Source organism: Nocardioides nematodiphilus (assembly GCF_020216525.1).
Taxonomy (GTDB): domain Bacteria; phylum Actinomycetota; class Actinomycetes; order Propionibacteriales; family Nocardioidaceae; genus Nocardioides; species Nocardioides nematodiphilus.
Window position 1 is genome coordinate 174,846 of sequence record NZ_JAIWOY010000004.1, and the last position, 20,931, is coordinate 195,776.

Genomic DNA, 20,931 nt, shown 5'->3' on the forward strand with positions numbered 1-20,931 from the left:
TGTGGGCGTGACGGGTACGAAGCGACGCCGCGCGCTGAAGGTCGGCGCGGTCGCTGGCATCCTCAGCGGGGCCGCTTTCGCCGTGCTCGTCGCCGAGGCCCGGTTCGCGTACGCGACCATCAACGCGGTCGACCTCATCCCTCCCCCGGACCCGACCGGCATGTACGGCAACGACGGCCCGCGCGCCGACGAGCCGCCGCTGACGGTGGCGCTGCTGGGCGACTCCAGCGCGGCCGGCTACGGCCTGGTCGATGCTCCGGAGACGCCGGGTGCCCTGCTGGCCCAGGGCGTCGCGGACTGGTCCGGGCGCCGCGTGCGCCTGCGTGACCTGGCCGTCGTCGGCGCGCTCTCCTCGGACCTGGACATCCAGGTCGAGCGCGCGCTGGCCTATCAGCCGGATGTCGCGGTGATCCTGGTCGGCGCCAACGACGTCACCCACCTGGTGCGCCCGAGCGTCTCCTCGAGCCACCTCGTGCGCGCGGTCGAGCGGCTGCGCGATGGAGGCGTCGCCGTGCTCGTCGGCACGGTCCCCGACCTCGGGTCGATCAAGCCGATCCTGCCGCCGCTGCGCCACCTCGCCCGCGCCTGGTCACGTCGCATCGCTGCCGAGCAGACGATCAGGTCGGTGCGCGCGGGCGCCCGGACGGTGTCGCTGGCCGACATCCTCGGCCCGGAGTTCACCGCCAACCGCGACTTCCTCTTCGGGCCGGACAAGTTCCACCCCTCCACCGCGGGCTATGCGGCGCTGGCCGAGGTGCTGCTGCCCTCGACCCTGGCTGCGCTGGGCCTGCTCGGCGACGAGCAGGCGGAGCTGGCCACCTACCGCGGCGAGCATGCCCTGCCGATCGCGGCGGCGACGCTGCGCGCGGTGAACACCCCCGGTACGGAGCTCGGCCCGGTCGCGAAGCCGCGAGGCCGCCTGGGACGCATCTGGGTGCGCGTCGCCAAGCGGCCTCGAGTGGTGCGGCGGGGTCGCGCCCGCCGCTGAGCTCAGTTGCTGCGGAAGTAGGACAGGATCCGCAGCAGGTTGATGTAGATCCAGACCAGGCTGACGGTCAGCGCGAACGCCGCCCGCCACGACTCGCGCTCCGGCAGGGCGTTGCGCACGCCCTGCTCGACGAAGTCGAAGTCGGTGATCAGCATCGCGACACCGAGGCCGAGGCCGATCACCGCGGTGATCATGCCGAGGCCGCTGACGCCGAAGAGGCCGAGGCTGTTGCCGAAGAGGCCGAGGACGAACTCCATCAGCGACAGCGCGACCATGCCGAGGACGGCCGCGGTGACGATCTGGCGGAAGCGGTTGGTGACGCGGATGTTGAAGAACTTGTACGCGGCCAGGGTGCCGGCGAAGGCGGCGAACGTGCCGAGGACCGCGCCGGTGATGACACCGTCGCCGAACTGCGCGTCGAAGGTCTTGCTCAGCGCACCGAGAGCCATGCCCTGGAGGCCGGCGAAGACGATCACGAGAGCCGGGCTGATCAGCTTCTTGAACGAGTTGACCATCGACAGCACGAACGCGCCGAGGCTGCCGACCACGGCGGCTGTGTAGACCGCGCTCAGGCCCTGCTCGGTGTCCAGCGCCGGGGTCAGCACCCAGGTGGCGACGGCGGCGGCGATGACGACGATCAGCGAGATGGCGGTCTTCTGCACCACCGCGTCGACGGTCATCGGACCGCCGGTGGCGCGGGTGTCCTGCAGGCCGTAGCTGCCGCGCTGGCCGACGCCCCACGTCGAGGGGTCGCTGCCGTAGCCGCTGTGGGTGGCGCCGTTGCCCGCGTAGGTCGCGTTGCCGTAGGCGTTGTAGCCCGGCTTGAACTCGTCCGAGTTGCGGAACACCGGGTTGTTGCTCTGCATGGTCTCTCCTTGGAGCCCTGGTGGCCGCATCACCCTGATGACAACCTGACGCTCCCATCCTAGTGAGGCGTCACGATGGGAAAACGTACGACAGGAGCGCCGCGTTCCCGACGGTCCCGCCGGTCCCTACGATTTCAGGTTCTCTTCATCGAGGTCTCATTACCGTCGTGGCATGACGGCCGTCTCCCTCCCGCGCCCCCTGCGTGGGCTCGCCGTCGCAGCGCTCGCACTGGCCATTCTGGGCAGCGCGCTGCTGGCCTGGCTCGTGGTCGAGCCGCTGGACCACGACGCGCGTCACGTGCTGATGCGGTCGACCTCCACGCAGACGGTGCGCTCCGAGGATGCGGAGATGCCGCCCGCGCCGTACGGCGAGGCGGCCTGGTCGCTCGCCGTCGATCGCGCGTACGCAGCGGTGGACGGGGGTCGCGGTGCGGCGGCCTGGCTGCGCCACCGGGCCGCAGAGCGTCGCCCGGGCGAGCAGCTCGCAGTGGTGATGGGGATCGACGACGTCATGGTGCAGACCCATCTGGCCGGGCTCGGCACGCTGGTGCCGCAGTCGGTCCGGTTCGTCCGGACGGCGCACCGGCTCGGCTACGCGGTCTTCTACGTCACCGGACGCACGTACCGCGACGGACTGGGCGCGATCCAGTCGCTGCTCGAGCGCGCGCACGTCCCGCTCAGCGGCGTCTTCCCTCCCCCGGTCGGGTCGACCGACGAGGCGACGGAGAAGGCGCGGTGTCGCGCGGCGATCCGGGCCGCCGGCTACACGATCGCCGCCTCGGTGGCCTCCGACGGCGCGAGCTTCGTCGGCTCCCCGGCCGCCGAGATGGAGGTTCGCCTGCCCGATTTCGCCCAGTCCGGCTGACCGGCGAACGGGCGACGAAGGAGAAGTGCCCCCGGTGGGGGTCGAACCCACACTGAACCGCTTTTAAGGCGGCTTCCTCTGCCGATTGGGATACAGGGGCTCGCGGGTGCCGGTCGCGGTCAAGCGCTGAATCTCGACCGGTACCCGCGAGTCAAGGGGTCAGTGCCGCCGGCCGGTCCTCTCGGACGCGGTGGCGAGCGCCGACTGGACCCGCGGGTCGCGGGTGATCCGGGCTCCGAGGGCCTTGACCTGCTCGGGCTTGAACTTGACGGCGTAGGCGACGCCGGCGGCCGCGGCCACCAGCACGATGAGCTTCTTCACGCAGGTAAGTCCGTCATGGACCAGGCGATCCCGTCAAGGATGTCGGACTCCGACACGATCAGCTCGTCCACGCCCGTACGCCGCAGGACGGCGCTGAGCACCAGGCCTCCGGCCGCGATCACGTCGGCACGGCCCGGGTGCATCCAGCGCAGCGCGGTGCGCTCCACGACCGTCATCGCGAGCAGTCGCCGGACGAGCCCGTCGAGCTCGATGAGCGGGATGCGGAGCTGGTCGGTGGCGCCGCGGTCGTACTCCGCGAGGTCGAGGAACCCGACGGCGAGCTGGGTGATGGTGCCGGCGACGCCCACGACCGACCGGGCGCGGGCCGGGTCGACCGGGCAGGCGTCGAGGGCGGCGTCGATGTCGGCCACGCAGGCGGCGATCTCGGCCTCGGTCGGCGGGTCGGTGTGCAGGTGGCGCTCCTGGAGGCGCACCGACCCGATCTGCATGGAGAACGCCTCGCTCGGACCGCCCTCGACACTCTCGCCGAGGATGAGCTCGGTCGAGCCGCCGCCGATGTCGATCACGACCACCGGCAGCGCGGGCTCGTCGCGCAGGTTGCGGATGCACCCGTCGTACGCGAGTGCCGCCTCCTCGTCGCCGCTGACGACCTCGGGCTCGACGCCGAGGCGCTCGCGGACGCCGTCGACGAAGACCGAGGCGTTGCGGGCGTCACGGCTGGCCGAGGTCGCCACGAAGCGGATCCGCTCCGGCGTGACCTCATGCGTACGGATGAGCGCGGCGTACTCGTCGATCGCGGCGAACGTGCGCTCCAGCGCATCGGGATGCAGCTCGCCGGTCGCGTCGACGCCCTGACCGAGCCGCACCATCCGCATCTCCCTCGCCAACTCGACGAGGTCGGTCGTGACGCCACCGTGCCCCTCGATGCGGCCGATGAGCAGCTTGATCGTGTTGGTGCCGCAGTCGATCGCGGCGACCGTGCGGTCCGGGTGCGACATCGAGGATCAGGCCTCGTCGGGCAGGTCCACGCAGGGGCCCGACGCCCACCAGTCGCCGAGGGTGGCGAGGACCTCGTCGCCGAGCGGGTTGGCACCCGGGCCCTGGGCCAGCGCCTGGCCGGCGAGCACGTGGAGGCACTTCACGCGCTCGGGCATGCCGCCGGCGGAGATGCCACGGATCTCGGGCACGTCCAGCCCGGCGGAGGCCTCGATGTCGTTGCGCGCGGCCAGGTACGCCTCGTGCGCGCGCTGGTAGGCGGCCTTGAGCTCGGGGTCGGACTCGAGCCGGGCCTCCATCTCCTTCATCACGCCGTCACCCTCGAGTCGCCCGATCCGCGACGCGGCACGGGGACAGGTCAGGTAGTACGTGGTCGGGAACGGCGTGCCGTCGGGGAGCCGCGGCTCGGTGGTCACCACGTCGGGCAGCGAGCACGGGCAACGGTGGCCGATCTCGTGGATCCCGCGCGGCACCCGGCCGAGCTGGGCGCCGATGGCCGCCTCGTCGCGAGGGTCGATGCTCACTTCACTGTCCGATCTTCGTTGCTGGGGGTGTGCCGACGGCGGGCGGGTGGCCGGCGATCAGATCGCTGCTCCACACCTCGCTCCACCAGGCGGTGGGCTCCTGCGGCTTGCCGACCGAGTCGGGCGAGCTGAGCCGGCCCGAGGGCTTGATCGGCTCGCCGTTCGCGTCGAGGGCAACGTACGCGGTCTGGCCCGGCATCACGTAGCCGAACTTCTCCCGCGCCTGCTGCTCGAGGTAGGCCGGGTCGTCCCACCGGGTCTTCTGGTCCTGCAGCTCCGCGATCGCCTTCTCCCGCTCCACGATCTGCGAGGACAGGGCGTCGATGTCGTGGCGCTGCTGGAGGTAGGCCTTGAGCGAGGAGGCGTACGAGACGACGAGCACCAGCATGACCAGGACGAAGACACCCATCCGGCCGGTGACCCGCGGGCGCGGCACCGTCCGCCCGGGGCGGTCCGTACGGCCTGCGCCGGTGCGTGGCTGGGAGCCGGTGTCGCCGCTCAGCGAGCGGCCGGTGCGCCCGGAGCCACGTCCGGGGCCGGTCCGCCCCCGGGGTCCGCGGTTGCCGGATCGCTGCTGTGCCACGGCGGTCATTCTGCCAACCGGGCAGCCGAATCGTGGTCCGCCCCGCCGAGACCGGCGAGGTCGCGGCCTCGAAGCATGGCTAGACCGGACCCGGGACGTTGTCCCCCAGTGACCCCGGATCGTCCTGGCGCGCCGCGAACGCGCCTAGCGTCATCCATCGTGACTTCTTTCGCCTCGCGCTCCGTCGTGCTCACCGCAGCCGGAGTGCTCGCCATCGCCGGGATCGCCGGCTTCGTCGACTCCGCGTCCGCCAAGCCCACCAGCGTCAGGGCCTGCGTCGACGACGGCGACATCCGCGTGCTCAACGGCAAGCAGGACTGCAAGGCCGGCGAGCAGCCGATCACCTGGAGCGTGAAGCCGCAGGCGGGCCCCATCGGTCCGCGCGGCGCTACCGGCCCCGCAGGTCCGGCGGGCGCGACCGGCGAGACGGGCGCCGTCGGGCCGCAGGGCCCGGTCGGCCCGGCCGGCTCCGGCGCGCAGGGACCCGTCGGCCCGGTGGGGCCGAAGGGCGACACGGGCGACACGGGCGCGACGGGCGCGATCGGCCCCATGGGGCCGATGGGTATGGGCATGCCGGGCCCCGCCGGTGCGACCGGCCCGCAGGGCCCCAAGGGCGACACCGGAGACACCGGCTCGACCGGCCTGACCGGTCCCCAGGGCCCGAAGGGCGACACCGGAGACACCGGGGCCACCGGCCTGACCGGTCCCCAGGGCCCGAAGGGCGACACCGGAGACACCGGGGCCACCGGGCCGCAGGGCACGAAGGGCGACACAGGTGCCACGGGAGCAGCGGGGGGCTTCAGCTCGGTCCGCTATGTGACGGGAGGCACCGCCTCCGGCGACGGGGCCGTTGCGACCCACCGCATCGTCGGCGGAGCCTGCACGACCGGCGAACAGCCCATCGGGGGTGGCGTCTACAACTCCGACCCTACCGACTGGACCTACACCCTCCAGAGCTATCCGAGCGACGGTGGCGGCGCCCTCAGCGCCAGCACCCCGACGAACTGGGCGCTCGTCGTGGGCGTCACGAACGGAACCGCGACCGCGTACACCATCTGCGCCAAGTGACCCACGAACGACAGCGGCCGCGCTCCCCTCGGGGGGCGCGGCCGCTGTCGTTCGTACGCGATCAGGCGTTGTAGCGCGGGAACGCGCTCGCACCGGCGTAGCGGGCGGCGTCGCCGAGCTCGTCCTCGATGCGGAGCAGCTGGTTGTACTTGGCGACGCGGTCCGAGCGGGCCGGGGCCCCGGTCTTGATCTGGCCGCAGTTGGTGGCGACGGCCAGGTCGGCGATGGTGGTGTCCTCGGTCTCGCCGGAGCGGTGCGACATCATGTTGCTGAAGCCGCTGCGGTGGGCGAGCTCGACGGCGTCGAGGGTCTCGGTGAGCGAGCCGATCTGGTTGACCTTGACCAGCATCGAGTTGGCCTGGCCGCCGGCGATGCCGCGCTGCAGGCGCTCCACGTTGGTGACGAAGAGGTCGTCGCCGACCAACTGGACCTTCGAGCCGAGCTCGTCGGTGATGGTCTTCCAGCCCTCCCAGTCGTCCTCGTCCAGCGGGTCCTCGATCGAGACGATCGGGTAGTTGGCGACCAGGTCGGCGTAGTAGGCCGTCATCTCGGCGGAGGTCTTGGACTGGCCCTCGAACGTGTAGACGCCGTCCGTGCAGAACTCGGAGGCCGCGACGTCCATCGCGAGCGCGACGTCGGTGCCGAGCGAGTAGCCGGCCTTGGCGACGGCCTCGGCGATGAGGTCGAGCGCGGCGCGGTTGGACTCGAGGTTGGGGGCGAAGCCGCCCTCGTCGCCGAGCCCGGTGGAGAGGCCCTTCTCCTTCAGCACGGACTTGAGCGCGTGGTAGACCTCGGCACCCATGCGCAGGGCCTCGGCGAAGGTCGGAGCGCCGATCGGGGCGATCATGAACTCCTGGACGTCGACGTTGGAGTCCGCGTGGGCGCCGCCGTTGAGGATGTTCATCATCGGAACGGGCAGGACGTGGGCGTTGTTGCCGCCGACGTACTTGAAGAGCGGGAGGCCGGCGCTGTCGGCGGCGGCCTTCGCGACGGCGAGGGAGACGCCGAGGATGGCGTTGGCGCCCATGTTGGCCTTGTTCGGGGTGCCGTCGGCGGCCAGCATCGCCTGGTCGATGGCGCGCTGGTCGGAGGCGTCGAGGCCGACGATGGCCTCGGACAGGGTCTCGATGACGTTGATGACGGCCTTCTGGACGCCCTTGCCCAGGTAGCGGTCGCCGCCGTCGCGGAGCTCGACGGCCTCGAACGCGCCGGTGGAGGCGCCGGACGGGACGGCGGCGCGCGCGAACGTGCCGTCCTCGAGCAGGACCTCGACCTCGACGGTCGGGTTGCCTCGGGAGTCGAGGATCTCGCGTGCGCCGACTGCTTCGATGACTGCCATCGTCGATGTGCTCCTGTAAGTCTGTGGAAGATGCGGCGCCAGCCTAGTCGGCCACGCGCCTACCGGCAGGTACGGGCCGCTGGGCCGGACGCCTGTGAGCGGGGCCACACCTAGAGGGCGGAATCGTTGACCGACGCAAATAGTTGAAAGAGGCATGACTGACGCGATCACCCTGCAGAAGCTCGACGAGACCGGCCGCCAGATCGTCTTCACCGGCGCCCGGACGTCCAACTCCTTCGCCGACACCCAGGTCTCCGACGACGAGCTGCGTGAGATCTGGGAGATGACCCGCTTCACGCCGACGATGGCGAACACCCAGCCGCTGCGCGTGGTCTTCGTCCGCGACGCCGCCGGCAAGGAGCGGCTCCTGCCGCACATCGCCGAGGGCAACGCCGCCAAGACGGCCGCCGCACCGGTCACCGCGATCCTCGCGTACGACAAGAACTGGCACGAGGAGATCCCGAACGTCTTCCCGATCCGCCCGGAGATGAAGGACTACTTCGCCGCCGACGAGGCCGCCCGCCACGGTGCCGGCAACTTCTCGGCCGGCCTGCAGTCGGGTGCCTTCATCCTCGCGACCCGCGCCGCCGGCCTCGCCGCCGGTCCGATCGCGGGCTACGACAAGGACGGCATCGACGCCGAGTTCTTCCCCGAGGGCGACTGGACGACCCTGCTGGTCGTCAACATCGGTCACCCGGGCGAGAACCCCTGGTTCGACCGCCTCCCCCGCGTCGACGCCGACAAGGCGATCGTCTGGGCCTGAGGCCGCGCCCGGTGACCACGATGTCACCGTGATACATCGCGCTGGGAGTGACAGCTCACGCTGTCACTCCCAGCGCTTTTCGTTCGGTCACCGTGCGGAAGCATCACCGCGACGGTGCGGGCCTCAGGCGCGCTCCGCCCGCTTGGCCGCCTGCCACTGCTCCTCGATCTGCTCGAGGGTGTACGGGCCGGCGGCCGCGACGGCCGGGTCGAACACATGCGGGTTGCGTCGGACCATCTTGGCGTGCAGCCCGGCGATCACGTCGTCCATGGTGAACTCGCCGCGCTCCTCGGCGATCGCGGCGTGGAAGTAGATCTGCAGCAGCAGGTCGCCGAGCTCCTCGCACAGATGCGCGGGGTCACCCTCCTCGATCGCCTCGAGCACCTCCTCGGACTCCTCGCGCAGGAAGCGCGCCAGCGACCCGTGGGTCTGCGAGGCCTTCCACGCGCAGCGCTCGCGCATCAGCCGCATGGTGGCGAGGAACTCGACCAGCCCCTCGCCCGAGGCCCCACTCGGCGCGTCGGTCACAGCGCGCCGGCGTGGTGCAGCAGCTGGCGCAGCAGCGCGCCGCGACCACCCTCGAGATCAGCGCCGACCGCCTCGGCCGCCGCCTCCTCCGGCGTCATCCAGGTCAGCTCGAGCGCGTCCTGGCGCGGCTGGCACTCGCCGGTCACCGGGACGACGTACGCGAGCGCGACGGCGTGCTGGCGCGGGTCGCTCAGCCGCTCGCCGGGCCAGGGGAAGTACTCGGCCACGGCCGCCGGCACGATCGAGGGCGGCAGCGCCGGGAAGGCGGTCGGACCGAGGTCCTTCTCCAGGTGCCGGATCAGCGCGTCGCGGACCCGCTCGCCGTGCAGCACCCGCCCCGAGACCAGAGTCCGGTTGATGGAGCCGGTCACCGGCGAGCCGCGCAGCAGCAGCCCGACCTCGACGACGCGCCCGTCGTGGCCGACCCGTACGGGAAGCGCCTCGACGTACAGGATCGGCACCCGGCCCCGGGACTCGGCCAGCTCCTCCTCCGAGAGCCAGCCCTGCTGCTTCTCCAGCCCCTCGGACCAGCCCGGCTCCTCAGGGAAGTTCTGCTCGCCGAACGCCTCCATCGTCATGGGCCGATCCTGCCAGATCGGCCCCGCCTCACCACTCGAGCGGGTCGCGAACGATCGGACACGTCATGCAGTGCCCGCCGCCGCGCCCACGGCCGAGCTCGGCGCCGACGATCGTGATCACCTCGACACCCGCCTTGCGCAGGGCCGTGTTGGCGACGGTGTTGCGGTCATAGGTGATGACGACGCCGGGCTCGAGCGCGACGGCGTTGTTGCCGCTGTCCCACTGCTGGCGCTCGGAGGCGTAGACGTCACCGCCGATCTCGATGAGGTTGAGCCGGGGCAGCCCCAGGGACTTCGCCACCACGTCCACGAACCGCTCGCTGCCGTGGTCGATCACCTCGACGCCGGGAGCCTTGTCCGAGGGCATCAGCGTGAAGGCGTGGATGTGGTCGACGATGCTCGGGTAGATCGTGACGATGTCGCGGTCGGCGAAGGTCATCACGGTGTCGAGGTGCATCGCCGCGCGCAGCTTGGGCATGCCGGCCACCACCACCCGGGTGGCCGCGCCCTGGGCGAAGAGGGCCGCCGCGACCTGCGTGATCGCCTGGCGCGAGGTGCGCTCGCTCATCCCCATCAGGACCACGCCGTTGCCGACCGGCATGATGTCGCCGCCCTCGAAGGTGGCGCTCCCCCACGACCGCTCGGGATCGCCCCACCAGACGCGCGATCCGACGTAGTCGGGGTGGAAGGAGTAGATCGCCTTGTACAGCAGCGTCTCGTCCTGGCGGGCCGGCCAGTACAGCGGGTTCATCGTCAGGCCGCCGTAGAGCCAGCAGGTGGTGTCCCGGGTGTAGAGCGTGTTGGGCAGCGGCGCCATGAGGTACTCGCGGCCGCTCGACTCCCGGGCGAGGCTGACGTAGCCGGTGCGGAAGTCCTCGGGCAGGTCGTCGACCGCCATCCCCCCGATCAACAGCTCGGCGAGCTGCGGCGAGGGCAGCGTCTCGAGGTAGGCGCGCGTGCCGTCGACGAGCCCGAGGCCGACGTGGTTGGGGTCCACCTTGCGGTCCAGCAACCACTCCCGTCCGCCAGGGACGTCGAGGGTCTCGGCGAGCAGGTCGTGCAGCTCGACCACCTCGACACCGCGCTGGACCATCTTGTTGACGAAGTCGGCGTGGTCGCGCTGGGCGTTCTCCACCCACAGCACGTCATCGAAGAGCAGCTCGTCGTTGTTGCTCGGCGTGAGGCGCCGGTGCGCCAGCCCCGGTCGACAGACCAGGACCTTGCGCAGCCTGCCGACCTCGGAGTGCACGCCATACGTGGAGGAGAGAGACATCGGACTGCCTTTCAGATGGAGAGATGGCCGGACCAGAGACCGATGACACCCGCTGCCGCACCGAGCACGATGAGCGCACACAGGCACGCCTCCACCGGAGTGAACAGGCGCCTCGCCTGCTCGCTGCGGGCCTTGACGTAGAGCAGCGTGGCCGGCGCCAGGATGACCGTCGAGAGCAGGACGAACTTGAGGCCGGCAGCGTCGAAGAGGAAGAGCGTGTACGCGGTCGCGGCTCCCGCCACGATCGTCTCGGTGCGGCGCACGCGCGGTGGGACGCCCTCGTACGCCTCACCGGTCAGGCCGAGCTTGAGGGCGTACCCCGCCGCCAGGAGGTACGGCACCAGCGCCAGCACGGTCGAGAAGTCGAGCATGAAGTCCAGCGCGTTGTTCACGAAGAGCGTCAGGCCGAGCAGGGCCTGGATGCCCAGGGAGGTGACCACGAGCGCCGTGATCGGGACACCGTTCTCGTTCTCGAGTCCGAGGAAGCGCGGCATGTCGTCGCCGCGCGCCGGGTTGTACAGCACCTCGGCAGCCATCAGGGTCCATGCCAGGTAGGCGCCGAGGACGGAGATGATGATGCCGACGCTGATGAAGATCTGACCCCAGTGACCGACCTGGCTCTCGAAGACGCCGATCATGGACGGCTGCCGGGTTCGGGCGATGTCGGGCTGCGGCACCACGGAGTAGGTGGACAGCGTGACGAGCGCGAAGATCGCCAGCACGCTCAGGAAGCCGAGCACCGTGGCACGGCCGACGTCTCGCCGGCTCTTCGCGTAGCGGGAGTAGACCGACGCGCCCTCGACACCGATGAACACGAAGGTGGTGATGATCATCGTGTTGCGGACCTGCTCGTTCAGGTTGCCGAGCTCGCCGTAGGTGTCCGCCAGCCAGTTGTCGGCGAAGACACCGGCATCGAAGTAGACGAACATCACCACGATGAAGGTGAGGATCGGCAGCAGCTTCCCGATCGTCACGATCGTGTTGATCGCGGCCGCGTCCTTGACGCCGCGGGCGACCAGGTAGTGGAAGAGCCACACCCCGACCGACGAGATCGCCACGGCGAGCACGGTGGCGCCATCGCCGAAGCTCGAGGTGAAGGCGCCGATCGTGGCCGACATGAACACCCAGTAGAACGTGTTGCCCGCCACGGTGCTCGCCCAGAAGCCGATCGCGGAGTTGAAGCCCGCGTAGTCCCCGAAGCCCGCCTTGGCGTAGATGTAGACGCCGGAGTCGAGCTCGGGCTTGCGGATCGCGAGGTTCTGGAAGACGAACGCGAGCATCAGCATGCCGGTGCCAGCCACAGCCCAGGCGATGAGCGAGCCGAGGATCCCGGTGGCGACGGCGAAGCGGGCAGGGAGCGAGAAGACACCGGCCCCGACCATGCCGCCCACCACCATCGCCGTGAGCATCGGCAGGCTGAGCTTGGCCACCGGCCGGGCCGCGGCCGGGACGACGGTCTCCGGGCTGCTGGTCATGCCACCTCCTAGGCAGATGGTCCCAACCTAGCGGCCCGTTTGACGATCGGTCAGTAGTAAATCCCGCTGTTCACGCCGCCTACTCCTTCGGGTCGACGACGGCGTCGATGACCACCCGCGCCCACTCCAGCAGCGCGATCCCGTCGAGCGGCTTGGCGGGGAAGCCGGTCGAGACCGGGCGCGGCACCAGGATCGTGTCGGTGGCGCCCTTGATGAGGGACTTGGGATACATCCGCTGGAGCCGCACCTGGCGCGACTCGGGCAGCGAGACCGGCGAGAAACGGACGTTCTTGCCCGCGATCGTCACCTCGGTGACTCCGGCCTGGCGCGCGCGGGCGCGGAAGCGCGCGACCAGCAGCAGCGAGGCCACCTCGATCGGCGGCTCCCCGTAACGGTCCTTGAGCTCGGCCTCGACCGCGTCGACGTCGGCGTCCGCCCGTACCTCGGCGAGGCGCTTGTACATCTCCAGGCGCAGCCGCTCCGAGGGGATGTACTCGTGCGGCAGGTGCGCGTCGACCGGCAGCTCGATGCGGACCTCCTCGTACTGCTCCTCGGTGGTGCCCTTGTAGTCACTGACGGCCTCGCCGACCAGACGGACGTAGAGATCGAAGCCGACGTCCGCGATGTGGCCGGACTGCTGCCCGCCGAGCAGGTTGCCCGCGCCGCGGATCTCGAGGTCCTTCATCGCGATCGCCATGCCGCCGCCGAGGTCGGAGTGCTGCGCCAGCGTCGCGAGCCGCTCGTGGGCGGTCTCGGTGAGCGGCTTCTCGGAGGGATAGAGGAAGTACGCGTACGCCCGCTCGCGCGAGCGCCCGACGCGGCCGCGCAGCTGGTGCAGCTGCGACAGGCCGAGGGTGTCGGCGCGCTCGATGATCATGGTGTTGGCGTTGGACACGTCGAGGCCGGACTCGACCAGCGTGGTGCAGACGAGGACGTCGAAGGTCTTCTCCCAGAAGTCGACCATCACCTGCTCGAGCTGCTTCTCGTTCATCTGGCCGTGCGCGACCGCGACCCGCGCCTCGGGCACGAGCTCGCGGATCCGCGCGGCGGCCCGCTCGATCGAGTCGACCCGGTTGTGGATGTAGAACACCTGGCCGTCGCGCAGCAGCTCACGCCGGATGGCGGCGACGACCTGCCGGTCCTCGTACCCGCCGACGTAGGTGAGCACCGGGTGGCGCTCCTCGGGCGGGGTGGTGATGGTGGACATCTCGCGGATGCCCGTGATCGACATCTCGAGCGTGCGCGGGATCGGGGTCGCGGACATGGCGAGGAAGTCGACCGAGGTCCGCAGGCGCTTCATCTCCTCCTTGTGCTCGACGCCGAAGCGCTGCTCCTCGTCGACGATGATGAGGCCGAGGTCCTTGAACCGGATGTCCTTGTTGAAGAGCCGGTGGGTGCCGACCACGATGTCGACGGTGCCGTCGGCCAGGCCGGCGATGACCTCCCGGGCCTCCTTGTCGGTCTGGAAGCGCGACAGTCCGCGCAGGTTGACCGGGAAACCCGACATCCGCTCGATGAAGGTCGACAGGTGCTGGTTGACCAGCAGGGTCGTCGGGACGAGGACCGCGACCTGCTTGCCGTCCTGGACCGCCTTGAAGGCCGCACGCACGGCGATCTCCGTCTTGCCGTAGCCGACGTCGCCGCAGACCAGTCGGTCCATCGGGATGGGCCGCATCATGTCGGCCTTGACCTCGTCGACGACCGAGAGCTGGTCGACGGTCTCCTGGAAGGGGAACGCGTCCTCCATCTCGCGCTGCCACGGGGTGTCCGGTCCGAAGGCGTAGCCCTTGGTGGCCTGGCGCGCGGCGTACAGCTTGATCAGCTCGCCGGCGATCTCCTTGACCGCCTTCTTCGCCTTCGCCTTGCGCTTCTGCCAGTCGGCGCCACCGAGCCGGTCGAGGCTCGGCTGCTCGCCGCCGACGTAGCGGGTGACCTGGTCGAGCGCGTCGGCCGGTACGTAGAGCCGGTCCGGCGGACCGGCCTTCTTCGACGCGCCGTACTCGAGGACGAGGTACTCGCGGACCGCTCCCCCGACCTCGCGCTGCTTCATCTCGACGAAGCGGCCGACGCCGTGCTGCTCGTGCACGACGTAGTCGCCGGTCTTGAGCTCGAGCGGGTCGATCTGCTTCTTGCGACGCGTCGGCATCTTCTGCATGTCGCGCGTCGAGGACTTCTGCCCGGAGATGTCCTCGCCGGTGAGGACGGCGAGCTTGAGCTCGTCGTCGACGAAGCCGTGCTGGAGAGTGGCCTGGACGACCGTGACGACGTTGAGCCGCGGCTTGCTGGACTCGGGATCGGCGGGGTCGGCCAGCCGCGCGGGCACGTCGTTCTCGGCCAGCTGCTCGACCGTCCGCTGGGCCAGGCCGTGGCCCGGCTGGACGACGACCACGCGGTAGCCGTCGTCGCGCCAGCGGGCGAGGTCCTTGATGGCGGCCGGCAGGTCGCCGCGGTAGCTCTCGGCGGCCTTGACCGGGACGGCACGCGACGGGACGCCGGCGGTCGCTGCGTCCAACCGAGTAGTGTCGATCGGTCCGCTTTCATCGCCGAGGCCGAACGGGCTGATCGACCACCACGGCAGGCCGTTGGCGATCGCGTGGGCGCGGACGTCGCCGAGCTCCTGGTACGAGGCGCGGGACAGGTCGATCGGGGCGGTGCCGCCGCTCGCGGCCGCGGCCCACGACGCGCCGAGGAACTCCTCGGCGGTGGCGACCAGATCGTGCGCCCGGCGCCGGACCCGCTCAGGGTCGCAGACCAGGATCCCGCCGTCGGCCGGGAGCAGGTCGATGAGCAGCTCCATGTCGTCGACCAGCACCGGTGCCAGGGACTCCATGCCGTCGACCGCGATGCCCTGGCTGATCTTGTCGGTGAGCTCGATGAGGGTGGGGTGGGCCTCGCCGAGCGCCTTGGCGCGGGCGCGGACCTCGTCGGTCAGCAGCATCTCGCGGCACGGCGGCGCCCACAGGCGCTCCTTCTTCTCCACGGTGCGCTGGTCGGCGACGGCGAAGCTGCGGATCTCCTCGACCTCGTCGCCCCAGAACTCAACTCGGAGCGGGTGCTCCTCGGTCGGCGGGAAGACGTCGACGATGCCACCGCGCACCGCGAACTCGCCACGCTTCTCGACCAGGTCGACCCGGCTGTAGGCGGCGTCCACGAGCGCCTTGACGGTGTCGTCGATGCTGGCGCTCTGGCCGCTGCGCAGCTCGACCGGCGCCAGGTCGCCGAGGCCCTTGACCTGCGGCTGGAGCACGGATCGTACGGGCGCGACGACCACCTTGAGCGGTCCGTGCGCCTCGCCGGCGGCCTCGGGGTGCACCAGCCGGCGCAGCACCGCGAGGCGGCGCCCGACGGTGTCGGATCGCGGGCTCAGCCGCTCATGCGGCAGCGTCTCCCAGCTCGGGAAGTAGGCGACCGACGCCGGCCCGATCAGGTCGCCGAGATCGCTGACCAGGTCCTCGGCCTCGCGGCTGGTGGCGGTGACCGCGAGCACGGTGCGACCGGCACTGACCAGACCCGTGACCAGGAAGGGGCGCAGCGCCTCCGGGCCGGTGATGTCGAGCGACAGCACCCTCCCGCCCTGGGCCTCCTCGAGCACCTCGGCGAGGTGCGGGCTGGCGAGGAGCTGACCGGCGAGCGGAGAGAGGGTCACGTGGGCCGAGTCTACGGCGGCCCCGGTCAGGGATGGCCTGCGGGAAGGGCGCCGACGCCCTGCGCATCGCCCTTGAAGTAGCTCGCCAGCACCCGCTCGGCGGTGCGCCGGCCCCAGCCGTCCAGCATCCGCCTGCCCGCCGCCGTCCGGCCGAGCACCTGGTAGCGCAGCATGTTGAGCGGGACCAGGTAGCCGAACGCCCACGGCGGCCGCGGCGCCAGGCCGAGGTCTCTCATCGACTCGAGGCCGAGGAACACCGTCAGCATCGACAGCAGCCGCTCCTGCTCGTAGCGACCGCGCAGCGGCTGGAGCGCCGCCGGCCAGCCGTGCCACTGCCGATCGCGCTGCGCGCGTACGACCGCCTGCGCGAGCTGCGGGCCCGCCTCGGTGAGCGCGCCCTGTGCCTGGAGCACGTGGTAGTTGATCCGGTGCCGGTCGCGCTCGCGCTCGACGAGAAAGTCGGGGTGGACGCCCATCAGGTGGCCGACGTATCGCCACAGGTGCAGGTAGTCCTCCGCGTCCGGACGCGTGATCCGCACGCCGAGCGCCCGGCAGCCGATGAGCGGTACGCCGTCGAAGAGGCCGAGCGTCGAGGCCAGGTCGGTCTGGTTGATCGGCAGCCCCCACTGCTCGGTGTCCCACTCGGGCTCGTACTGCGCGTTGACCAGGGCGTGCATGAGCCGCACATGCACGGTCAGCCGCCACGCCTCCTGGTGCGGGCGCAGCGCGTCGGCTCCCTGCAGCGAGGTGGCCCACTTCTGCGTCTCGGCCAAGCGCCGCGAGGTGGCCGCGCCGGTCAGCCCGTCGGTCCGCACCAGGAGGTCGGTGGGGCCGCCGAACCGGTACCCGCCGATCAGCGAGAGCTGGAGCAGGACGTCGCCGGCGTTGCGACCCATCCGCCGGAAGACGGTCGCACCGCGTTCGACGCGCTCCTGGTCGACCCACACCGGCACGGTCTCGACCTCGCGGAAGAAGTCGACGAGGGCCGGGGCTGCGTCCGGGACGGCGTCCACGCCCCGTTCGAGCGCTGTCCGGAACTGCTTCATCGTCACCCTGCCCGGCTCGCCTGCTCGCATCCGGATCGCGTCCGCGAGGGCCGCGCCGAGCTCGTCGCGCTCGGTGAAGCCACGCCCGATCCGGGCCATCAGGTCCTCGTCGAGGTCACCGACCCGGGCCAGCAGCTTGAGGCTGCGCCCCAGGCGCAGGTTGCGCTGCTCGCCGGCCCGGTAGCGAGCCGGGAAGGGGTGGTCGTCGGGGCGCGGGCGGAGTGCTGCGACAGCCGTGGTCATGCCTTCATCGTGACGCGAGCGATTACTCGCATACAATTCGCATCCATGCGCAAGGAACCGCGCCAGGCGCGCTCCCGGGAGATGGTCGAGCGGATCGTCGCGGCCGGTCGGCAGGTGCTCGTCGAGCGCGGGTACGACGCCTTCTCCACCAACCAGGTCGCCACGACGGCCGGGATCAGCCCGGGCTCGCTCTACCAGTACTTCCCCGACAAGGCCTCGATCCTCGAGATCGTCGTCGACCGCTACTGGGATGAGGTCGCCGAGTCCGTCGCCGCCTCGCTCGCGGACCACCTCGGCGAGGTCGGTCCGCAGATGGTCCGGCAGGTCGCCGACGCGCTGATCAGCGCGCTCGAGGCCGACCGCACGCTCCTGGGCGTGGTGGCCGAGCAGCTCCCGCTGGCCCGAAGCCGCGAGCGCCGCCGGGCGCTGGAGCGTCGGGTCCGGGAGCTGGTCGGGGCCTATCTCGTCGTGCGGCCCGACGCCAGCACCCGCCCGGATCCGGGCGTCGCCGCGTGGATGATCGTGCTCGCGATCGAGAATCTCGCCATGCGGTGGGTCCTCGACCGGCCGCCGATCGACCGGGACGTGGTCATCGAGGAGATGACCGCGCTGGTCGCGGGCTACCTCGGCGGCGTGTGACGGACGGCCGAGTCAGTCGTGCGCGCGGGCCGAGTCAGCGGTGCGCGAGGGCCGAGTCAGCGGGTGCGCTGGGCGTAGGACTGGGCCGCCGCGTACACGTCGTCCACGTACTGCTGCGAGTGGTTGTACGCGAAGATCGCCTGCGACCAGCCCTGACCGGTCGCGAGGTCGTCGCCGGCACCGCAGAGGTAGCGCATCGCGGTCATCGCGGCGTCGTCGAGGTCGTCGATGTCGGCCAGACCGTCACCGTCGCCGTCGGAGGCCCACCGCGACCACGTCGAGGGGATGAACTGCATCGGGCCGTACGCGTGGTCGAGGGCGCCGAGAGCGGAGCCGACGATCGGCGTCGACGACCGCCCGTCGTCGGCGACCGTACGACCGCCGAGGGTGCCGTGCTGGGACTCGATCCAGCCGACGCCGGCCAGGGTGGTCCAGCCGATCGCGCAGCCCGCCGGGCGGGCGAGCTGGGCGCGGGCGTACGCGCGCATCGCCGGCACCGGGATCCCGGCCGCGGCGGCGGTCTTCGCCACCCAGGCCGGGTCGGGGTCCTTGACGACGGCGCCGCTGCCGGCCGGCGCGGCCGGCGCGGGCGCCGCGTCAGCGACGGGGGCGGCAGGAGCTGCGACCGGTGCCTCCACGTAGGCCATCGGCGCCGCGTCGGGCGCCGACACGAAGGCCCACGCGACATAGGCGAGGACGGAGACGACGAGCACACCCGCCGCCACCGGGAGCCACCGGTGCAGGCGGATCACCCGAAGCGGCCGTTGACGTAGTCGGCGGTGCGCGGGTCCTGCGGGTTGCTGAACATCGCCTGGGTGTCACCGTGCTCGACGATGCCGCCGGGCGTGCCCTGCGAGGCGAGGAAGAAGGCCGTCTTGTCGGAGACGCGGGCGGCCTGCTGCATGTTGTGCGTGACGATCACGATGGTGACCTCCTCGGCCAGCTCGCGCATCGACTCCTCGATCACGCGGGTCGAGGTCGGGTCGAGCGCCGAGCAGGGCTCGTCCATGAGGAGGACGCGCGGGCGGATCGCCATCGAGCGGGCGATGCACAGCCGCTGCTGCTGGCCGCCGGAGAGGCCGCCGCCGGGCGCGTCGAGGCGGTCCTTGACCTCGTTCCAGAGGCCGCCGAGGCGCAGGCAGCGCTCGACCAGGTCGTCCTTCTCGGACTTCGACGCCTTGGCGCCGGTGAGCTTCAGGCCCGCGAGGACGTTGTCGCGGATGGACATCGCCGGGAACGGGTTGGGGCGCTGGAAGACCATGCCGATGTCACGACGGGCGTCGGTGAGCTTCTTCTCCGGTGCGTAGATGTCCTCGCCGTCGAGCAGGACCTCGCCGCCGAACTTCGCGATCGGGACGAGCTCGTGCATCCGGTTGAGGGTGCGCAGGAAGGTCGACTTGCCACAGCCGGAGGGCCCGATCAGCGCCGTGATCTCGCCGGCAGCCATGGTCAGCGAGACGCGGTCGAGGACGAGCCGGTCACCGAACCAGCAGGAGACGTCGCGCGCCTCGATGGTGGCCAGCCGGCTGTTCGACGCGGCGCCGGGTGCGGGGACGGCGGCGGGCGACCCGTCGAGGGTCGGGATCACCTGGGTGGACTCGGCGGTGGCCATGGCTCAAAGTCTCTCTGATTAATCGGGAAAGTTCTATTTTCGCACGGGTGCCGACCCGGGGCGTGCACCCCGGGTCGGCAGCTGTCGCGCGAAAGCGGTGCGACCGTCAGGCGGCAGCCGCGACGGCGGCCTTGTCCTTCTTGATCGCCTTGTTCAGCTTGACGATCTTCTTCTTCCAGACGGCCTTCTTGTGGCCCTTGGCCTTCTTGAGGGCCTTCTTGGCGGCCTTCAGCTTGGCCTGGTCGGCCTTGAGCTTCGCCTGGGCGGCCTTGAGGGCGGCGTTCGGCGTGGTGGACGGCGGGGTGACGACCGGAGCCTGCTCGAGGAGCGGGTTCGGGACGAACATGCTCGCCGGAGCAACGCCGGTGGACGGGACGATGTCACCGGAGGTCGTCCGCGGAACGCCACAGGCCGAGCCCGAGAGCGCGTAGAAGCCGTCGGCCGCGATGATGGCCTGGGCCTCGGGCGAGCAGAAGAAGCCCGAGCCGTTGGCGAGGAGCTTCTTGGTGACGTTGCCGTCGGCGTAGACGCCCGCGTTGACCTTGGTCTGGCCCAGGGCGCCGGCCGTGGTGGCGTTGTTGCGGGCGAAGAGCCACAGCGCACGCTGCTTCTTGAACCCGCCGATGACGCGGATCTGCGAGTTGGCGTCGTGGGTGGCGTTCCACACCTTCGCGCGGCCCAGCGAGATCGGGACGACGGCGTTGACGTCGGCGACCAGCGGCGCGCCGCTGTGCTCGGCGACCGGGGTGCCGTCGGTGCCGTACTTGTCCGGGATGCCGACGACCTGGCTGCCGTCGTTGATCGCGGTCGGGTCACCCTGGTCGAGCGTGCCGTACAGGTTGCCGATCTGGGCGGCGAAGAACTTCGCGGTGCCCGAGCCCGACTTCGGCTGGAGCGCGTCGATCACGCCGGCCTTGCCGCCGACGCTCGACCAGTTCTTGGCGTCACCGTGGTAGATGTCGAGGACCTGCTGGTCACTCAGCGCCGCGGGGGCGGTGGTGTTCTTCGCCGACACGGCGAGGACCACGGTGTCGAGGGCGAACGGGAAGCCGGTCGCCTCCTTCGAGCCCTTGTCGACCAGCGACTTGTCGATGTTCGGCGCCGACGAGGAGCGGGCGTAGGAGATGACCGATCCGCCGTTCGCGTCGGTCTTGCCGAGCAGCTGCAGGCCCGGGCCCGAGCCGTTCGGCGTGGTGATGTTGGTCGCGGCGTCGGTGCCGTCGATACCGGCCCAGCCGGTGCCGATGCTGGTCACCGCGGTGCCGTCGTCCTTCAGCGCGTTGTAGCTGAGGACGTTGTAGGCCTTGCCGTCGATGGTGCGCTCGGCGACGGACTTCTTGTTCCACGCGTCGGCCAGGTCGGCGATGACGTACTGGATCGTGTCCGAGCCGGCGAAGACGATCGTGCCGGTGCCGTCGGTGGCGGCGTTGTCGACCGGCTTGGCGGTCGAGGCGGCACCCTGGTTGAGGGTGGTGTTGAGACCGGCGGCCGAGGCCGGGGCCAGAGCGGCGAACGCGACGGCGCCGGCGGCCAGGCCAGCAACGCCGAGCTTGGCGCTGTACTTGCGAACGAACATCAGTTGCTCCCTGATTTCTTGTTCTGTTACGTCCTGATGTG

At 70.9% G+C, this 20,931-nt stretch carries 20 protein-coding genes and 1 tRNA gene; 5 read left to right on the top strand and 16 right to left on the bottom strand.

Annotation, left to right across the window (positions count from 1 at the left end):
- Positions 1-7 precede the first annotated feature (7 nt).
- Positions 8-988 carry an SGNH/GDSL hydrolase family protein gene (locus KSO98_RS08965; protein ID WP_225285003.1) on the top strand — a complete coding sequence of 327 codons (981 nt, stop codon included), beginning with the start codon at positions 8-10 and terminating at the stop codon, positions 986-988.
- A 2-nt stretch (positions 989-990) separates the two neighbouring features.
- On the opposite strand, the gene KSO98_RS08970 is transcribed toward KSO98_RS08965, so the two are convergent.
- Positions 991-1,854, bottom strand: a complete 864-nt coding sequence (locus tag KSO98_RS08970; protein ID WP_225285004.1) for a Bax inhibitor-1/YccA family protein — start codon at positions 1,852-1,854, stop codon at positions 991-993.
- A 172-nt stretch (positions 1,855-2,026) separates the two neighbouring features.
- Here KSO98_RS08970 and KSO98_RS08975 point away from each other — a divergent pair, with 172 nt between their 5' ends.
- Complete coding sequence (locus KSO98_RS08975) at positions 2,027-2,719, top strand: hypothetical protein (RefSeq protein ID WP_225285005.1); 693 nt, start codon at positions 2,027-2,029, stop codon at positions 2,717-2,719.
- Positions 2,720-2,745: 26 nt separating this feature from the next.
- Here KSO98_RS08975 and KSO98_RS08980 read toward each other — a convergent pair.
- From KSO98_RS08980 to KSO98_RS09000, 5 genes are all read right to left on the bottom strand, one after another.
- Positions 2,746-2,819 (bottom strand) — tRNA-Leu (locus KSO98_RS08980).
- A gap of 59 nt (positions 2,820-2,878) precedes the next feature.
- On the bottom strand, positions 2,879-3,040 hold the full coding sequence (locus KSO98_RS08985; protein WP_225285011.1) for a hypothetical protein: 162 nt from the start codon (positions 3,038-3,040) through the stop codon (positions 2,879-2,881).
- Positions 3,037-3,999: a Ppx/GppA phosphatase family protein gene (locus tag KSO98_RS08990; RefSeq protein ID WP_225285012.1), complete on the bottom strand. Its 963-nt coding sequence runs from the start codon at positions 3,997-3,999 to the stop codon at positions 3,037-3,039. Before KSO98_RS08990 ends, KSO98_RS08985 begins: the two co-directional genes overlap by 4 nt.
- Before the next feature lie 6 nt (positions 4,000-4,005).
- Positions 4,006-4,521, bottom strand: coding sequence for a DUF501 domain-containing protein (locus KSO98_RS08995; protein WP_225285014.1), 516 nt, complete (start codon positions 4,519-4,521; stop codon positions 4,006-4,008).
- Between the two features lies 1 nt (position 4,522).
- Positions 4,523-5,104, bottom strand: coding sequence for an FtsB family cell division protein (locus tag KSO98_RS09000; RefSeq protein ID WP_225285016.1), 582 nt, complete (start codon positions 5,102-5,104; stop codon positions 4,523-4,525).
- 159 nt (positions 5,105-5,263) lie between these two features.
- On the opposite strand from KSO98_RS09000, the gene KSO98_RS18855 reads away from it, so the two are divergent.
- Positions 5,264-6,172 carry a collagen-like domain-containing protein gene (locus KSO98_RS18855; protein WP_308012748.1) on the top strand — a complete coding sequence of 303 codons (909 nt, stop codon included), beginning with the start codon at positions 5,264-5,266 and terminating at the stop codon, positions 6,170-6,172.
- Between the two features lie 61 nt (positions 6,173-6,233).
- On the opposite strand, the gene eno is transcribed toward KSO98_RS18855, so the two are convergent.
- On the bottom strand, positions 6,234-7,511 hold the full coding sequence (gene eno, locus KSO98_RS09010; RefSeq protein ID WP_225285018.1) for a phosphopyruvate hydratase: 1,278 nt from the start codon (positions 7,509-7,511) through the stop codon (positions 6,234-6,236).
- A gap of 154 nt (positions 7,512-7,665) precedes the next feature.
- Here eno and KSO98_RS09015 point away from each other — a divergent pair, with 154 nt between their 5' ends.
- Positions 7,666-8,274, top strand: coding sequence for a malonic semialdehyde reductase (locus tag KSO98_RS09015; protein WP_225285020.1), 609 nt, complete (start codon positions 7,666-7,668; stop codon positions 8,272-8,274).
- Between the two features lie 123 nt (positions 8,275-8,397).
- On the opposite strand, the gene KSO98_RS09020 is transcribed toward KSO98_RS09015, so the two are convergent.
- From KSO98_RS09020 to KSO98_RS09045, 6 genes are all read right to left on the bottom strand, one after another.
- Complete coding sequence (locus tag KSO98_RS09020; RefSeq protein ID WP_225285022.1) at positions 8,398-8,802, bottom strand: MazG nucleotide pyrophosphohydrolase domain-containing protein; 405 nt, start codon at positions 8,800-8,802, stop codon at positions 8,398-8,400.
- Positions 8,799-9,380 carry a DUF4916 domain-containing protein gene (locus tag KSO98_RS09025; RefSeq protein WP_225285023.1) on the bottom strand — a complete coding sequence of 194 codons (582 nt, stop codon included), beginning with the start codon at positions 9,378-9,380 and terminating at the stop codon, positions 8,799-8,801. Before KSO98_RS09025 ends, KSO98_RS09020 begins: the two co-directional genes overlap by 4 nt.
- A 28-nt stretch (positions 9,381-9,408) precedes the next feature.
- Positions 9,409-10,653: an arginine deiminase gene (locus tag KSO98_RS09030; RefSeq protein ID WP_225285024.1), complete on the bottom strand. Its 1,245-nt coding sequence runs from the start codon at positions 10,651-10,653 to the stop codon at positions 9,409-9,411.
- Positions 10,654-10,664: 11 nt separating this feature from the next.
- The gene (locus KSO98_RS09035; protein WP_225285029.1) at positions 10,665-12,128 is read right to left on the bottom strand and encodes a basic amino acid/polyamine antiporter; all 1,464 of its coding nucleotides are present in this window, start codon (positions 12,126-12,128) and stop codon (positions 10,665-10,667) included.
- A gap of 79 nt (positions 12,129-12,207) precedes the next feature.
- Positions 12,208-15,774, bottom strand: coding sequence for a transcription-repair coupling factor (mfd, locus tag KSO98_RS09040; protein WP_225285031.1), 3,567 nt, complete (start codon positions 15,772-15,774; stop codon positions 12,208-12,210).
- Between the two features lie 26 nt (positions 15,775-15,800).
- Positions 15,801-17,063, bottom strand: coding sequence for an oxygenase MpaB family protein (locus tag KSO98_RS09045; RefSeq protein ID WP_225285036.1), 1,263 nt, complete (start codon positions 17,061-17,063; stop codon positions 15,801-15,803).
- Positions 17,064-17,108: 45 nt separating this feature from the next.
- Here KSO98_RS09045 and KSO98_RS09050 point away from each other — a divergent pair, with 45 nt between their 5' ends.
- Positions 17,109-17,702, top strand: a complete 594-nt coding sequence (locus KSO98_RS09050; RefSeq protein ID WP_225285037.1) for a TetR/AcrR family transcriptional regulator — start codon at positions 17,109-17,111, stop codon at positions 17,700-17,702.
- 56 nt (positions 17,703-17,758) lie between these two features.
- Here the strand turns inward: KSO98_RS09050 and KSO98_RS09055 are convergent, their stop codons facing one another.
- From KSO98_RS09055 to KSO98_RS09065, 3 genes are all read right to left on the bottom strand, one after another.
- Positions 17,759-18,454 carry a lytic murein transglycosylase gene (locus KSO98_RS09055; RefSeq protein ID WP_225285039.1) on the bottom strand — a complete coding sequence of 232 codons (696 nt, stop codon included), beginning with the start codon at positions 18,452-18,454 and terminating at the stop codon, positions 17,759-17,761.
- The gene (locus KSO98_RS09060; protein WP_225285042.1) at positions 18,451-19,314 is read right to left on the bottom strand and encodes a phosphate ABC transporter ATP-binding protein; all 864 of its coding nucleotides are present in this window, start codon (positions 19,312-19,314) and stop codon (positions 18,451-18,453) included. The genes KSO98_RS09055 and KSO98_RS09060 overlap by 4 nt, the downstream gene beginning before the upstream one ends.
- A 106-nt stretch (positions 19,315-19,420) precedes the next feature.
- Positions 19,421-20,890: a substrate-binding domain-containing protein gene (locus KSO98_RS09065; RefSeq protein WP_225285044.1), complete on the bottom strand. Its 1,470-nt coding sequence runs from the start codon at positions 20,888-20,890 to the stop codon at positions 19,421-19,423.
- Between the last annotated feature and the right edge of the window lie 41 nt (positions 20,891-20,931).

Excerpts from the sequence above, each read along its gene's own strand:
- KSO98_RS08970 (WP_225285004.1), bottom strand. The coding sequence starts at position 1,854 with ATGCAGAGCAACAACCCGGTGTTCCGCAACTCGGACGAGTTCAAGCCG.
- KSO98_RS08975 (WP_225285005.1), top strand. The coding sequence starts at position 2,027 with ATGACGGCCGTCTCCCTCCCGCGCCCCCTGCGTGGGCTCGCCGTCGCA.
- KSO98_RS08990 (WP_225285012.1), bottom strand. The coding sequence starts at position 3,999 with ATGTCGCACCCGGACCGCACGGTCGCCGCGATCGACTGCGGCACCAAC.
- eno (WP_225285018.1), bottom strand. The coding sequence starts at position 7,511 with ATGGCAGTCATCGAAGCAGTCGGCGCACGCGAGATCCTCGACTCCCGA.
- KSO98_RS09015 (WP_225285020.1), top strand. The coding sequence starts at position 7,666 with ATGACTGACGCGATCACCCTGCAGAAGCTCGACGAGACCGGCCGCCAG.
- KSO98_RS09025 (WP_225285023.1), bottom strand. The coding sequence starts at position 9,380 with ATGACGATGGAGGCGTTCGGCGAGCAGAACTTCCCTGAGGAGCCGGGC.
- KSO98_RS09030 (WP_225285024.1), bottom strand. The coding sequence starts at position 10,653 with ATGTCTCTCTCCTCCACGTATGGCGTGCACTCCGAGGTCGGCAGGCTG.
- KSO98_RS09035 (WP_225285029.1), bottom strand. The coding sequence starts at position 12,128 with ATGACCAGCAGCCCGGAGACCGTCGTCCCGGCCGCGGCCCGGCCGGTG.
- KSO98_RS09045 (WP_225285036.1), bottom strand. The coding sequence starts at position 17,063 with ATGACCACGGCTGTCGCAGCACTCCGCCCGCGCCCCGACGACCACCCC.
- KSO98_RS09050 (WP_225285037.1), top strand. The coding sequence starts at position 17,109 with ATGCGCAAGGAACCGCGCCAGGCGCGCTCCCGGGAGATGGTCGAGCGG.
- KSO98_RS09060 (WP_225285042.1), bottom strand. The coding sequence starts at position 19,314 with ATGGCCACCGCCGAGTCCACCCAGGTGATCCCGACCCTCGACGGGTCG.
- KSO98_RS09065 (WP_225285044.1), bottom strand. The coding sequence starts at position 20,890 with ATGTTCGTTCGCAAGTACAGCGCCAAGCTCGGCGTTGCTGGCCTGGCC.